Source organism: Hymenobacter sp. PAMC 26628 (genome assembly GCF_001562275.1).
GTDB lineage: Bacteria > Bacteroidota > Bacteroidia > Cytophagales > Hymenobacteraceae > Hymenobacter.
Map to the genome: position 1 here is coordinate 3953188 of NZ_CP014304.1, position 13550 is coordinate 3966737.

General features: G+C 61.6%; 14 protein-coding genes. 9 read left to right on the top strand and 5 right to left on the bottom strand.

What is annotated here, in order from left to right:
* The first annotated feature begins 168 nt into the window (after positions 1-168).
* The 6 genes from AXW84_RS17130 (at position 169) to secDF (ending at position 6010) form a co-directional block, all read left to right on the top strand.
* Positions 169-594, top strand: a complete 426-nt coding sequence (locus tag AXW84_RS17130) for a hypothetical protein (protein ID WP_157887090.1) — start codon at positions 169-171, stop codon at positions 592-594.
* Positions 595-654: 60 nt separating this feature from the next.
* Positions 655-1236: an RdgB/HAM1 family non-canonical purine NTP pyrophosphatase gene (rdgB, locus tag AXW84_RS17135; protein WP_068235996.1), complete on the top strand. Its 582-nt coding sequence runs from the start codon at positions 655-657 to the stop codon at positions 1234-1236.
* Between the two features lie 70 nt (positions 1237-1306).
* Positions 1307-1927, top strand: a complete 621-nt coding sequence (locus tag AXW84_RS17140; RefSeq protein WP_068235999.1) for a uridine kinase family protein — start codon at positions 1307-1309, stop codon at positions 1925-1927.
* Positions 1928-1954: 27 nt separating this feature from the next.
* Positions 1955-2416 (top strand): DUF4268 domain-containing protein, encoded by a 462-nt coding sequence (locus tag AXW84_RS17145; RefSeq protein WP_068236001.1) that lies wholly within the window; start codon positions 1955-1957, stop codon positions 2414-2416.
* A 70-nt stretch (positions 2417-2486) separates the two neighbouring features.
* Entirely contained in the window at positions 2487-2846 is a 360-nt protein-coding gene (locus AXW84_RS17150) for a hypothetical protein (RefSeq protein WP_157887091.1), read from the top strand.
* 161 nt (positions 2847-3007) lie between these two features.
* Positions 3008-6010: a protein translocase subunit SecDF gene (gene secDF, locus AXW84_RS17155; protein ID WP_082773957.1), complete on the top strand. Its 3003-nt coding sequence runs from the start codon at positions 3008-3010 to the stop codon at positions 6008-6010.
* 312 nt (positions 6011-6322) lie between these two features.
* Here the strand turns inward: secDF and AXW84_RS17160 are convergent, their stop codons facing one another.
* From AXW84_RS17160 to AXW84_RS17170, 3 genes are all read right to left on the bottom strand, one after another.
* On the bottom strand, positions 6323-6925 hold the full coding sequence (locus AXW84_RS17160; protein WP_068236008.1) for a NifU family protein: 603 nt from the start codon (positions 6923-6925) through the stop codon (positions 6323-6325).
* Between the two features lie 160 nt (positions 6926-7085).
* Entirely contained in the window at positions 7086-8165 is a 1080-nt protein-coding gene (gene aroC / locus AXW84_RS17165; RefSeq protein ID WP_068236011.1) for a chorismate synthase, read from the bottom strand.
* Between the two features lie 61 nt (positions 8166-8226).
* Positions 8227-9690 (bottom strand): BatD family protein, encoded by a 1464-nt coding sequence (locus AXW84_RS17170; protein WP_157887092.1) that lies wholly within the window; start codon positions 9688-9690, stop codon positions 8227-8229.
* Between the two features lie 313 nt (positions 9691-10003).
* Here AXW84_RS17170 and AXW84_RS17175 point away from each other — a divergent pair, with 313 nt between their 5' ends.
* From AXW84_RS17175 to AXW84_RS17185, 3 genes are all read left to right on the top strand, one after another.
* On the top strand, positions 10004-10753 hold the full coding sequence (locus AXW84_RS17175) for a ferritin-like domain-containing protein (protein ID WP_068236017.1): 750 nt from the start codon (positions 10004-10006) through the stop codon (positions 10751-10753).
* A gap of 33 nt (positions 10754-10786) precedes the next feature.
* A complete protein-coding gene (locus AXW84_RS17180; protein WP_068236020.1) occupies positions 10787-11674 on the top strand; it encodes a ferritin-like domain-containing protein in 888 nt (295 codons plus the stop codon).
* 323 nt (positions 11675-11997) lie between these two features.
* Positions 11998-12213: a hypothetical protein gene (locus AXW84_RS17185; protein WP_068236023.1), complete on the top strand. Its 216-nt coding sequence runs from the start codon at positions 11998-12000 to the stop codon at positions 12211-12213.
* A 14-nt stretch (positions 12214-12227) separates the two neighbouring features.
* Here AXW84_RS17185 and queG read toward each other — a convergent pair whose 3' ends face one another.
* Positions 12228-13163, bottom strand: coding sequence for a tRNA epoxyqueuosine(34) reductase QueG (queG, locus tag AXW84_RS17190; RefSeq protein ID WP_068236026.1), 936 nt, complete (start codon positions 13161-13163; stop codon positions 12228-12230).
* Positions 13163-13441 (bottom strand): PIN domain-containing protein, encoded by a 279-nt coding sequence (locus AXW84_RS23485; protein ID WP_082773958.1) that lies wholly within the window; start codon positions 13439-13441, stop codon positions 13163-13165. The genes queG and AXW84_RS23485 overlap by 1 nt, the downstream gene beginning before the upstream one ends.
* Positions 13442-13550: the final 109 nt, after the last annotated feature.

The following is a 13550-nucleotide window of genomic DNA, read 5'->3' on the forward strand; positions in this document are numbered from 1 at the left end:
GCTTCGCGCCGACTTAGCCAACGCCAGGCTATTTTTTTTCCAGATAACCGCCGCCAGTGCAACGCTTTGGACCCCGGCGGGCTCTTGTCCAATAGCCAGTGCGTGTACTTTTAGCACAATATCCAGCCCAAACACTGCGTTAATTTTCTTCCACGAATAGTTATTAGCATGAGGCAATTACTGCCTGTTGCTTGTCCGCCAGCTACCCTGGCGGGCTTGCTTTTGCTGGGGGCCCTCCCGGCCGCCGCGGCCGTTTGGTTGCTGCCCACCCACCTCACCGCTACCCGCACCGGGCCCGATGTGCGCCTGGAGTGGTCGGTGGCCGACGAAACCGGCGTGCGGGGCTACGACCTGTACCGCCACACGGCCGCCGACCCGCGCTTCCAGCTGGTGGCCCGGCGGCCAGCCGCCGGCCGCCGCCACTACCGCTGCCTCGACGCGGGCGCTTCGCAGCTCGCTGGCGGCGAGCCCCTCACCTACCGCCTCGTGACGCTCCGCCCCAGCGACAGTCCGGATGCGCCGGCCTTGCTGGCAGACGCCCCCGGGGCCCTGGCGCGCTCCTGGGGGGTCATCAAGCAAACCTTTCGGCAGTAGGCACGGCATTGCGGACGCGGGCGCGACCTTTGCGGGCCCACCGTTGCTAGTCATTCGCCCATGCGCCTCTGCTTTGCTTCTAATAATGCCCACAAGCTGGATGAAATCCGGCCCCTGCTGCCGCCCGGCCTCGAGCTGCTAAGCCTGGCCGACATCGGCTGCCACGAAGAGCTGCCCGAAACCCAGGATACCCTCGAAGGCAACGCCCGCCAAAAGGCCGACTACGTACGCCAGCACTACGGCGTGGCCTGCTTCGCCGATGATACCGGGCTGGAGGTAACAGCCCTCGACGGGGCCCCGGGCGTGTACTCGGCCCGCTACGCGGGGCCCCAGCGCGAAGCCACCGACAACGTAGCCAAGCTGCTACGCGAGCTGGCCGGCCACCCCGACCGTACGGCGCAATTCCGCACCGTGGTAGCGTTGGCCCAGGCCGATGGCGCCACGCGCACGTTTGCCGGGGCCGTGGCGGGAGGCATTGCCGAAACGCCACGCGGCACGGGCGGCTTTGGCTACGACCCCGTGTTTGTGCCCACTGAGGGTGACGGCCGCACGTTTGCCGAAATGAGCGGGGCCGAGAAAAACCAAATCAGCCACCGCGCCCGGGCCGTGGCGGGACTTTTGGCCTACTTGGCCGCCCAGTAAAACCCGCGCCGGCTGGGGCCCCAGCGGCCCGCTGCCAACTGCCACCCGATAAAACTACCTTTGCGGCCTTATGCAGCAACCCTACCTCGTCGGCATTACCGGCGGCAGCGCCTCGGGCAAAACCACGTTTCTCAACCGCTTGCTGGCGGCTTTCCCTGAAGACCAAATTTGCCTGGTCTCGCAGGACAACTACTACCACCCGCGCGACCAGCAAGTGCTGGACGAGCAGGGCGTGCACAACTTCGACCTACCCGCGAGCATCGACTCGGCGGCCTACGCGGCCGACGTGCTAGCCCTGAGCCAGGGCCAAAAGGTGCGCCGGCAGGAGTACATCTTCAACAACGCCGCCGTCACGCCTAAGCAGCTGATATTCCGGCCCGCGCCTATCGTGGTGGTGGAAGGCATCTTTGTGTTTCACTTCGCCGAAATTGCGAAGCTGCTCGACCTCAAGGTGTACATCGACGCCCAGGAGCACGTGAAGCTGTACCGCCGCATCATCCGCGACCGGGATGAGCGCGGCTACGACTTGGCCGATGTGCTTTACCGCTACACCCACCACGTGGCCCCCACCTACGAAAAATTCATCGCGCCTTATAAGCACGACGCCGACGTGGTGATTCCCAACAACCGGCACTTCGACAAGGGCCTGGAAGTGCTGGTGGGCTTTTTGCGCAGCAAAATCGGGCAGTAGTCACCTCCCTTACAGTAATTAGGTACGATGTACAGTAAAGCCGAAGCCACGCAGCTGCGGCACGCCTTCTGGACCACGCTGGGGCAGTACATGGCCCCGGTAATGTCGGCCGAAGGATTACCCGCCAATTGGATTAACTACAAGACGGGCCTGAAAAACGTGTATTTCCGAATGCACGCCGACACCCAGCGCGCCACCGTCGGCATCGAGCTGACGATGCCCGACGCGGGCATCCGAGCCCTGTTCTTTGAGCAGTTCGAGGAACTGAAAACGCTGCTGCACGAAACCCTGGGCGAAACCTGGGCCTGGGAGCCCGCCGCCCTCGACGCCAACGGCCAGCCCCTGGCCCGCATCTACACCGCGCTGGCCCCTGCTAACCTGTTCAGCCGCGACGACTGGCCAGCGCTGATTTCGTTCTTCAAGCCCCGCCTCATCGCGCTGGACGCGTTTTGGAGCGATGCCCAGTACGCCTTTGAGGCCCTGAAATAAGGCCCCGGCGCAGGGCGCGGGCTTTGCGGCTAAAGTCCTATCTTTGCAGTCCCCGTTCATACCCTTGCCGGTGTCTTTGTCCCGTTTCTGGTTTTCGTTGCGTTTTGCCCTGCTCGCTGCCTCCGTGCTGCTGGTGCTGGGCCTGAACCAGCGCGCCGTACAAGTGCTGGGGCCTGCCCCCGCCACGGGGGCCCTAGCCCCGGCCAAGGCGCCGGTCGTCCGGCAGAAGGTATTGTTGGAAGCCACCCCCGCCCTGGCCCATTTTGTGGCCCCGGTGGCCGTGGCGTGGCTGCCCACTACGGCGGGCAGCGTGTGGCTACCGCGGCTGCGGCGCGCCCTGGCCGTGCCGCGCCCCTGCGCCGGTGTGCGGGCCGGCGAAGTGTTCCGGGCCCGGCTGCTGGCCGTGGCGCTGGCGCCGCAGGCCCCCTAGCTTTTGTTGTGAAAATACGGTGATGTGGAAATGTGCCGATGCCCTCGCGTCAGCCCAAGCGGTGCTATTTGGCATTGACATATTCTCCTCTAATTCGCTGTTTTTCAACCAACTGTCCCGCTTGCCTCCTCCATTTGCTCTGTTCAATACATTTTTAACTAATGCGTAACAAAGGACTTATTACCACGCTCACCATCATCATTGCGGTGATTTGCGGGTACCACCTGTTCCTGACCTACATCTCGAACGGGGTGCAGGACAAGGCCGTGGCCTACGCCACCACTGGCGGCAAGCTCAACGAGCTGAAGCGCCAGCACTACCTCGATTCGGTGTGGCGCGCGCCCGTGTTTGGGCCCCTCACCTACCGCCAGGTGCGCGAAAGCCAGCTCGGCGAAGGCCTCGACTTGAAGGGCGGCATGCACGTGACGTTGGAAGTATCGCCGGTGGAAATTGTGCGCGCCATGAGCGGCAACTCGAAGGACCCGGCTTTCAACACCGCCTTGGCCCAGGCCCAGGAAGCGCAGAAGGTGAACTCCGGTACGCCGTTCACCACACTGTTTGGGCAGGACTACCAGCGCCTGGCCCCCAGCAAGCCGCTGGCCACCATCTTCGCCAACACCACTAACAAAAGCCGCGGCATCGACATCAACTCGACCAACGAGAAGGTGATTGCCGCCATTAACAAGGAAGTGGAAGAGGCCATCGACCGCTCCTTCAACATCCTGCGCACCCGCGTGGACAAGTTCGGCGTGAACCAGCCCAGCATCCAGCGCGTGAAGGGCACCGGCCGCCTCCAGATTGAATTGCCCGGCGTCGACAACCCCGAGCGCGTGCGCAAGCTGCTGCAAGGCCAGGCCAAGCTGGAGTTCTGGGAAGTGTGGGCCCAGCAGGAAGTGGGCCCCTACCTGGTGCAGCTCGACCAAGCCTTGGCTACGAAAGAGAAAGCCGAAGCCGCCGCCAAAACCCCGGCCGCTGCCGGGGCCCCCGCTGCCGCTGCCACGGCCACCGCGGGCGACACCACCTCGCTAGCCGCCCAGCTGGCCAAGAAGAACCCCGCTGCCAAAGGTGCTGGCGCCGACTCGGCCACTGCTTCGCAAAAAGTGGGGCCCCTGGCCCGCTTGCTCACCATGCCCGGCCGCCTGGGCGTGGCCCTGCGCGACACCGCCCGCATGAACGCCCTGCTGCGCAGCCCCGAAGCCAAAGCCATTCTGCCTCCCAACCTGGCCCTGCTCTGGAGCGTGAAGCCCACCGTGGTTGACCGCCAGGAGTACTTGGAGCTGAACCCCATCAAGAAAACCCGCGACGGCCAGGCCCCCGTGGCCGGCGAAGTGGTGGCCGACGCCCGCCAGGACTACGACCAGAGCGGCCACCCCGAGGTGAGCATGAGCATGAACCCAAGCGGCGCCAAAAAGTGGCAGCGCATGACGGCCGCCAACATCGGCCGCCAGGTGGGCATCGTGCTTGATGACTACGTGTACTCCGACCCCGTGGTACAGGGCGAAATCGCCGGCGGCAACACCAGCATCTCGGGCAACTTCTCCATCGAAGAAGCCCAGGACTTGGCCAACGTGCTGAAGGCCGGCAAGCTGCCCGCCCCTACCCGCATCGTGGAAGAAGCCGTGGTGGGCCCCTCGCTGGGCAAGGAAGCCATCAACCAGGGCCTGTATTCGTCGCTGGCCGGCTTGCTGATCATCATGGCCTTCATGGCCGTGTACTACGGCCGCGCCGGCCTGGTGGCCGATGCTGCCCTGCTCTTCAACATGTTCTTGATTCTGGGCGTGCTGGCCGCGTTCCAGACCGCCCTCACCCTGCCCGGCATCGCGGGCCTGATTCTGGTCATTGCCTCGTCGGTGGATGCCAACGTGCTGATTTTTGAGCGTATTCGCGAGGAGCTCAACCACGGCCATAACCTGACCGACGCCATCAACGCCGGCTACTCGCGCGCCTTCTCGGCCATCTTCGACTCGAACGTGACCACGATGCTCATCGCCGTGATTCTGGGCTTCTTCGGCACCGGCCCGGTGCAGAACTTCGCCATCACGCTCGGCATCGGCGTGCTCACCTCGTTCCTGTCGGCCGTATTCGTGTCGCGCCTCATCATCGAGGCCTTGGTGAAAGGCAAGGAAATCAGCAAAATCTCCTTCTCGACCTTCCTCTCGCGCAACTTGTTCCAGAACGTGAACTTCGATATCGTGGGCAAGCGCAAAATCGCCTACATCTTTTCGTCGGCCGTCATCGTCATCGGCTTCGTGCTGATGTACCTGCAAGGGGGCCCCAACCTGGGCGTGGACTTCACCGGCGGCCGCGCCTACGTCATCGACTTCAACAAGAACATGGTGGCCTCCGACGTGGCCAACCAGCTACGCCCCGCCTTCAAAAGCGCGGGCATCGAGGTGAAGCAGTACGGGGCCCCCACCCGCCTGCGCGTGACCACCAGCTACCTCGCCACCGACGAAAGCCAGACCGCGGATAAAACCGTACTCACGGCCCTCAACCAGGGCTTGAGCAAGTTCAGCGCCGACGCGCCGGCCATCAAGTCCACTTCCAAAGTGGGCGCCACCATCGCCGACGACATCAAGCGCACCTCGGTGCTGAGCCTGGGCCTGACGCTGCTGGGCATCTTCGTGTACGTGCTCTTCCGCTTCGAGAAGTGGCAGTATTCAATGGCGGCCGTTATCGCGCTGTTCCACGATGCGCTGCTGGTCATCGCCTCCTACCCAATTGCCCGCGCCTTTGGAGTGAACTATGAGATGGACCAGATTTTCGTGGCCGCCGTGCTCTCCATCATCGGCTTCTCGATGAACGACACAGTGGTGATTTACGACCGGGTGCGCGAGTACCTGCGCGAGAATCCCAAGCTAACATTTGCCCAAGTGGTGAACCCGGCGCTGAACTCGACCTTCTCGCGGACGATGATTACGTTCACGACCGTTTTCCTGGTGGTTTTGGTGCTGTATATCTTTGGCGGTGAGACGCTTCGCTCGTTTTCGTTTGCCATGATGATTGGCATCATCTTCGGCACGTATTCGTCGCTGTTCATCGCTACGCCCATCATTCTGGATACCTACGGGAAGAAGGAAGAGCGCGAGCGCCTTGCCGCGGGCGAGGACGTAGTGGACCTGACCGGCGGCACGCCCAAGCTGAGCCGCAGCACGGTAGGCTAGGGCCCCGGGCGGGTTTTCTTGGGGCCCCGCCCCTGCCCTTCCCGCATTTGCAGAGAGCCCGGCCCCAGTGGCCGGGCTTTTTTGCGTTTTGGCTTTTGCTAATACCGCATCAACGGATTGGGTAAGCTTTTGATTTAACCCGCCATTGCCCAGAAATCCTTGTGCAGCCCTTGTTTCTTCAGTTGCCCTGCCGGCAACTTGGACTTCGGCTTTGCCATGGCCCGCAACTTCACTATTCGGCCCCGTTGGGGCCCATTATACGCAAAAAAGCCGCTCCCAGGTTAAGGAGCGGCCTTTTTGCGTTTGGTTTGCTTACACCAAAATGCCTTCGGCGACGACGCTTTGCACTTCGGGCACCATGCGCTTGAGCAGGTTCTCGATGCCCGACTTCAGCGTGACGGTGGCCGAAGGGCAGCCCGAGCACGAGCCTTGCAGGTTCACGGTCACGACGCCTTCGTGGTAGCTTTTGAAGGTGATGTTGCCCCCGTCCTGCTCCACAGCGGGGCGCACGTAGTTGTCGAGCAGGTCGATGATTTTCTGGGCCGTTTGGCCTTCCTGGGCGGTAGGGTCGCCAGCGGTGGCGGCTTGGGCGGCCTTTTGCTCGGCGGCGGGGTCAACGGTGAACAAGGGGCCCCCAGCCTCCACGTAGCCCTTCAGGAACTGGCGCAGCTCGGGGATGAGCTGCGTCCAGGCCAAATCGGGATGGGTTTTGGTGACGGTGACGAAGTTTTGGGCAATGAACACGCGGCCTACGTAGTCGAACCCGAACAGCTCCTGGGCCACGGGCGAGTTGGCAGCGGCCTCCAGCGTCGGGTAATCCACGCTCACGCCGTCGGCGAGGAGCTGCTGGTTGAGGACGAATTTCATGCTCTCCGGATTCGGCGAGGCTTCGGCGTAAATGGATACGGCGGACATGGCGGTAAGGAATTGACTGTGCGAGGGAAGAGCCCCAGGGGCGGCACTACAACAGCGCCGGAACCGGAGAGGTTACAAAGGTAATACAGCGGCGCAGCTCCTCTTGCTAAGGTATTCTTAATTAGTCTAATTAAAGATAGCGCGTATCACCCAATTTAATTTACAGCTTGTTGCTGCGGGCGCGCAGCAGCAAGTCGGCCAGCACGAGGTGGGTCATGGCTTCCACGATGGGCACGGCGCGGGGCAGTACGCAGGGGTCGTGGCGGCCGCGGCCGGCCAGCGTCACGGCTTCACCGGCTTGGTTGACGGTGGGCTGGGGCTGGAGGATGGTGGCCACGGGCTTGAATGCCACCCGGAAGTAGACGTCCTGGCCGTTGGAAATGCCGCCCTGGCTGCCGCCACTGCGGTTGGTGCGGGTGGCGATGCGGCCGGCTTCATCGGTGTAAAACTCGTCGTTGTGCTGCGAGCCGGCCAGCTTCGTGCCCTCGAAGCCCGAGCCGAACTCGAAGCCCTTCACGGCATTGATGCTGAGCAAAGCGTGGCCCAGCACGGCGGGCAGCTTGTCGAATACCGGCTCGCCGAGGCCCGCCGGCACGCCGGTGGCCACGCCCGTGATAACGCCGCCCACGGTGTCGTGCGCGTCGCGCGCGGCCCGGATGCGGTCCTCCATGCGGGCCGCGGTGGCGGGGTCGGGGCAGCGCACGAGGTTGGTATCAATCAGGCCCAGGTCCAATTCCTTGTAACCCACGGGCACCTCGATTTCGCCCACGGCCGACACATAGGCCTGCACCCGCACCCCAAAGTGCGCCAGCAACTGCGCAGCTACGGCCCCAGCGGCCACGCGGGCGGCCGTTTCGCGGGCCGAACTGCGGCCCCCGCCGCGGTGGTCGCGGCGGCCATACTTGGCGTCGTAGGTGTAGTCGGCGTGGCTGGGGCGGTAAGCCTGCGCGATGTGCGAATAGTCGTCGGAGCGCTGGTCGGCGTTGGGGATAAACAGGCTGATGGGCGTGCCAGTGGTCAGGCCCTCAAACAGGCCCGACTGGATTTGCACGCGGTCGGCCTCGTTGCGGGGCGTGGTCAGGTCGCTTTGGCCGGGCCGGCGGCGGTCCAGCGCAGCTTGGATGTGCGCCGCGTCCACGGCCAGGCCGGCCGGGCAGCCGTCGATAATTACCCCAATACCAGTGCCGTGCGACTCGCCGAAGGTGGTGATGCGAAAAAGGGTACCGAAAGTGTTGGACATGGGCAAACGAAACGAAAAAGCGAACAAAAAGCAACGAGCCGGCAAGTTCGCGGGAAAATCATCAGCCGCTGCGCCGCCGGGCCTGCCACCAACCAGCGGTGGCCAGGCCCAGCAGCGCCACCAGCAGGCCCCCAGCGTAACGTCGCGCCTGGCCATAGGCGTCGAGGGGCTGCCAAACGGTATCGGCGCGGGCAATGGCGGGGCCATAAAACGGGTCAGCGGGAGCCGCATTGGCTACCGCGGGGGCCAGCGCAGCCGCCGGGGCTCCAGCTCGAATCTGGAGGCGCAGGGCCGAGCGCAGCGTGTCGTAGCGCCCCGTCACGGGGTCGAATACGGCCAGTTGCAAAAGGCTATCGAGCGGCAGGGGCCCCGGCCGCTGGGGCACCAGCCGGTAGCGAAACAGCTTGCGGCCGCCCCCGCCGGGCAGGGGTTCGTCGCGCACCTCGGGGCCGTACACGGCCAGCCCGGGCCGCGGGGCCAGCACCGGCGGCGGCAGGGCCCCCAGGTTGCCACGCCCCTCCACCCCAAACGTGTAGCCGAACACCTGCCCCGCCGCAAACTCGGTGCGGCTAATGGACTCGCGCAGCTGGTAGTGGCCCACGGCCGCTGGGGGGCCCCCACCGCGCCGCGCCGGCAGCGGGCGCACGGCCACAGCCAGGGCCGGGGCCAAGTAAGTTTTGTATTGGGCCAAGCGGCCGTCCACGCCCGGTTCGGGCTTTTTTAGGAGGCGGAACTTGGTCATCGTCAGGGCCAGGGGCGGGAAGCGCAGGGGCTGGGCCGTGAGCGGGTAATAAGTGGTTTCGGCCAGCCGGAAGCGCAGCAGCAGCTCGCCGCCGCGGCGCACGGTATCGGGCAGCACCCGCTGCTCGGCAGCGGGCACTTCCCAGGCCGTGGTTTGGCGCAGCTGGCCGATGAGGCGCGGCAGCTGGTCGTCGAAATCATGGAAGGCCAGCACTGCCTGGTCGGCAGGCCGTAGGTAAAACGACAGCGCCACGCGCACGCCCTCGCCCACATACACCTGCCGCCGGTCGGCCTCCAGGGCCAGGGCCCCACGGTCGGGCACATCCAAGTACAGGGTGGGCTTGGGCTTGCCAAATAGCTGATCGAGGGCCCCCACGCCTTGTAGAGGCGCAGTGCCAGCGGCCGGGGCCCTGGCGGGGGGCAGTGCCACCACGGCCGGGCCCACGTGCACAGTGCCGCCGCCGCTACGCACCCGCACCCCATTCACCATCAGTTGAAACGGTTTTATGGCGTAGTCGCCCTCACCATAGGGCGCGTAGCGCTGCGTGAGCGTCAGCTCGGTGAAGCGCTGGCCCGCCACAATCTGGGTGGTGGTGGTGCTGGTTTTGCCGGCTTTTTTAAAGCCTTCGAGGTCGGGGAAACCGGAGTAGTCGGCGAGTGCTTCCCCACGCAGCCGAAATGCCAGGGTATAGGTGCCCGTGATAGGCACGCTGGCTGGGCCGGGTACCAGCACCACCCGGGGCCCCTCGGGCTGCGCCCAGGCCGTAAAATTCGCCGATAGCAAAAAAATAATAGTTAAAAATTGGAGGCCAATCATTTTCAACGTCTTTTTAATCTCTACGTTATGTGACCCCTAAAATGGCCTAAATCATTGACTAGGCCTGCGATAGCACGAAACTAACAGCATAGGATTAAACCAAGAACAAAATAATTTAGGTAAAAACACAATCCTTGCGATAAGCCCGCCCGTATCTAGCTCACGAACGCCTCAGGCGCCTGGTATTTTGCGTGTTTACTTTGCACAAGACCCAGATTACGCTAGAGTGACGGGCACTGAAAATTCACTTATTTATTTTTTACCACTTTCATTTTTCACCATGTCCCAACACTCCCAAGTAGGCGGCCAGGACGAGCTAATCACCGCCAAGCCGCTGTACACGCCCATCAAACGGCGTTCGTTCTTTATGTATGCCGGTGCCACCGCCGGTGCTACTGCGCTGATATTGGCCGGCTGCTCAAAAGACGATACCACTAACAATGCGCCCACACCCACACCAGGTGGTACGGGAGCATCGGTAAGCCTAGGATCAGGCGATGTAGGTGTATTGAACTATGCATATGCGTTGGAACAGCTCGAGGCTGCTTTTTATGCTCAGGTGGTGAAGACACCTGCTGGCGACTTCCAAGGTAGCGAGCTAGCTTACTTTACGCAGGTGGCGGCTCATGAGGCCATTCACCGCGACTTTTTTAAAGCTGCTATTAACCGTGATGCTCCCGGCAAAGCAATTCCCGGCCTAACTCCGAACTTCACCAGCATTGATTTTACCAAGCGTGCAGGCGTTTTGGGAGCTGCGAAAGCTTTTGAAGATTTGGGCGTGGCTGCTTACAACGGTGCCGGCAAACTTATTAAAACGGCGGCTTATTTGGTAATAGCCGGTCAGATTGTGTCAGTGGAAGCTCGTCACGCTGCCTACGTACGCGACTTGATTGCTCCGGGCTCGTTCGCCGCTGACGACCAAGTAAATCCAATGAATGGCCTTGACATGGCGATGATGCCGGTTGACGTTATCAAAGCTGCTGGTGGTTTCGTCATGGAAAAGCTTGACGCCAGCATGGTTGGCATGTAATTCCTTCTCTTTCACTTGTCATTAATTTCTGTTATGAATTTTTTCAAAATAATCGACCAACTCGCGGAGGTGGATGCTGACGTACTGGACCGTTTTGATTCGCGTCGCGCCGTTTTTGGTTCACTTGGTACCCTTGCCAAACGTTCGGCGTTGGCAGCTACACCTTTATTTTTGGGTGCCTTGTTTCAGAAAGCCTATGCTGGCACTACTTCTACCCCGGTAGATGTGTTGCAGTATGCGTTGACTTTAGAATTGTTCGAGCAGGACTTCTACAAGAAAGTGCAGGCTTCTTCTCAGTATATGGGTGCTGCAGCCGCTGACAAAGCAGCTATAGACCAGATTAAGAAGCATGAAGACTCGCACGTCACCTTGTTGAGTGGGACCATCAAGTCCCTCGGTGGTACTCCGGTAACCGGCGTAACGTTTAAAGCATCAGTGTTTGCTACTTTGGCCACTTTTAACGGCGGAACATACGCTACTAGCCAACTCGGCATTGCCCAATTGCTAGAAGACACTGGGGTACGCGCTTATAAAGGCCGCGCCGGTGAATTACTCGGCACCGACTTATTGACGGTAGCTCTGCAAATTCACTCGGTTGAAGCCCGCCATGCTTCGCACATCCGTACTATGCGCGGCCAACTTGCTTGGGTGAACCCAGGCGACGATGCTGCTGCACACCCTACATACACAAGCGGCGTTACCGGTCCCACCTCGACCACGTCGCCCTTTGGCTATGGTATTCCGGCTTACACTACCCCGAGCCCCACTGAAAACGGTAATACTACGCAATCGGGTGTACCCATCACTACGGGCTTAGGCGCAATGTACAGCGCTAGCGATGCCGCTGCGGCATTTGATGAATACCTGCAAGCCGCTGAAGTACTTGACGCTTCACGCGCCGGTGGCTTAGTAGGTGCTTAACCAAACAACGTAGTTCCATTTTACAAATCAAAAACCGCCGGCCTCGCAATGCGCGAGGCCGGCGGTTTTTTTAAATGCATCCTATGCTAAGCTTTCACTCGTTATTAGCGGAAATCAGTCGCTACCAACCGCTAGGGCCCAACTGCATCTACAAAATTTGGGGGTTCACCGGCCTAAAAAGCAGCCTTGGCCGGTTTCCTTGCGTACTAGGGCACCGCAACCGTTGAGCACCGCGTTCCTACCCGAGCGATGGTGCTTTAGCTGATGTAACTTGTGTACGCGGCTGGCGGCTCTACCCTCCTTTCCCTAGCCCACCCACTACCATGCTCGAATATGCCAAAATCATCTTGCTAAAAGTTAGTTTTAGCAGATTGCTGTTTGAGAAAGAACTGCGCAAAGCGCTTAAAACCGTATTGCCGGCCGACCTGGCGCATTTCCGTACGTGGTGCTACGCCGAGTTTTCGCGGCTCTACCGCCGCGTGCTCAAGCGCGTGTTCCGGGCCCACGTGGGCCTGGGGCCCGCCCTCAGCGCCGCTTAGGGCCCCGGTGGACGCTACGCCTCGGGCGACACGAATTGGATATTACGCACAAGGCCGGCGTAGCCCGTGCGCTTCACCGCCGACTGCCGGAACAGCTCCGTGAACAGCTCATGGGTGATTTCGCGCCAGTCGCTGGCCGACATGTTTTTTAGCTCCGGGAGCGCCTGAAACTGCGGCTCCTGGTGCGGCTTGGCGAAGCGGTTCCACGGGCACACGTCCTGGCAGATGTCGCAGCCGAACACCCAATTGCCAAATTTGCCTTCTACTTCGGTCGGAATCTGGTCCTTCAGCTCGATGGTGAAGTAGCTGATGCACTTGCTGCCGTCCACCACGTAGGGCTCGGTGATGGCCTGCGTGGGGCAGGCGTCGAGGCACTTGGTGCAGGTGCCGCAGTAGTCGCGGATGGCGCCGTCGTAGTCCAGGTCCACGTCCACAATCAGCTCGGCGATGAAGTAGAACGAGCCGCTGCCGGGCGTGATGAGGTTGGAGTTTTTGCCTACCCAGCCCAGGCCGCTCTTTTTGGCCCAAGCCTTGTCCAGCACCGGCGCCGAATCGACGAAGCACCGGCCGCCGATTTCACCAATCTCGGCCTGCATGTCGGCCAGCAGCGTCTTCAGCTTGTCTTTGATGACGAAGTGGTAGTCGCGCCCATAGGCGTACTTGCTGATTTTCAGCGTGTCGTCGGGCTGCTGCTCCTCTTTGGGCGGGTAGTAGTTGAGCAGCAGTGAAATCACCGACCGGGCCCCGTCCACCAGCAAGCGCGGGTCGAGGCGCTTGTCGAAGTGGTTTTCCATGTAGCCCATGCGGCCGTTCATGCTACGCTTAAGCCAGTTTTCGAGCCGGGGCGCCTCTTCTTCCAGGAATTCCGCCTTGGAGATGCCGCACGCCATGAAGCCCAGCTCGGCGGCCCGGCGCTTGATAAAGGGCGTCCAGTCGGCGCGGAGTAGCATCAGGCAGTGGATGCGGCCGGGTAGGGCAGCAGTTTCAGGCCGGGAATAAAGCGAAAATCGCGCTGGTTTTTTGATAGCAGGGGCGCGGCGTGGTGCAACGCCGTCGCGGCAATGAGGGCATCGGCTAGGCGCAGCCCTTTGCTTAAGCTAAAAGCGGTAAGCCAGCGGTCGGCCAGCACGCCGATTTCAGGGCTCAATGGTAAAAGTTGATAGCGCTTCAACAGCTTTTCGGTACGTTGCAAAAACTCCTTATTTGTACTGCTAACCACCGGTTCCATCCGCACAATAGTACTGACAGCCAGCGGATTATTCTCTCCAGGTAAGCTAGTTCGCGCAGCGCCAGTTGGTCGCCCCGCTGGAAATCAATCAACACATCTGAATCGATGC

Bases quoted from the DNA above. Each gene is read 5' to 3' on its own strand.
- AXW84_RS17130 (WP_157887090.1), top strand. From the start codon at position 169: ATGAGGCAATTACTGCCTGTTGCTTGTCCGCCAGCTACCCTGGCGGGC.
- rdgB (WP_068235996.1), top strand. From the start codon at position 655: ATGCGCCTCTGCTTTGCTTCTAATAATGCCCACAAGCTGGATGAAATC.
- AXW84_RS17140 (WP_068235999.1), top strand. From the start codon at position 1,307: ATGCAGCAACCCTACCTCGTCGGCATTACCGGCGGCAGCGCCTCGGGC.
- AXW84_RS17145 (WP_068236001.1), top strand. From the start codon at position 1,955: ATGTACAGTAAAGCCGAAGCCACGCAGCTGCGGCACGCCTTCTGGACC.
- secDF (WP_082773957.1), top strand. From the start codon at position 3,008: ATGCGTAACAAAGGACTTATTACCACGCTCACCATCATCATTGCGGTG.
- AXW84_RS17160 (WP_068236008.1), bottom strand. From the start codon at position 6,925: ATGTCCGCCGTATCCATTTACGCCGAAGCCTCGCCGAATCCGGAGAGC.
- aroC (WP_068236011.1), bottom strand. From the start codon at position 8,165: ATGTCCAACACTTTCGGTACCCTTTTTCGCATCACCACCTTCGGCGAG.
- AXW84_RS17175 (WP_068236017.1), top strand. From the start codon at position 10,004: ATGTCCCAACACTCCCAAGTAGGCGGCCAGGACGAGCTAATCACCGCC.
- AXW84_RS17180 (WP_068236020.1), top strand. From the start codon at position 10,787: ATGAATTTTTTCAAAATAATCGACCAACTCGCGGAGGTGGATGCTGAC.
- AXW84_RS17185 (WP_068236023.1), top strand. From the start codon at position 11,998: ATGCTCGAATATGCCAAAATCATCTTGCTAAAAGTTAGTTTTAGCAGA.
- queG (WP_068236026.1), bottom strand. From the start codon at position 13,163: ATGCTACTCCGCGCCGACTGGACGCCCTTTATCAAGCGCCGGGCCGCC.
- AXW84_RS23485 (WP_082773958.1), bottom strand. From the start codon at position 13,441: ATGGAACCGGTGGTTAGCAGTACAAATAAGGAGTTTTTGCAACGTACC.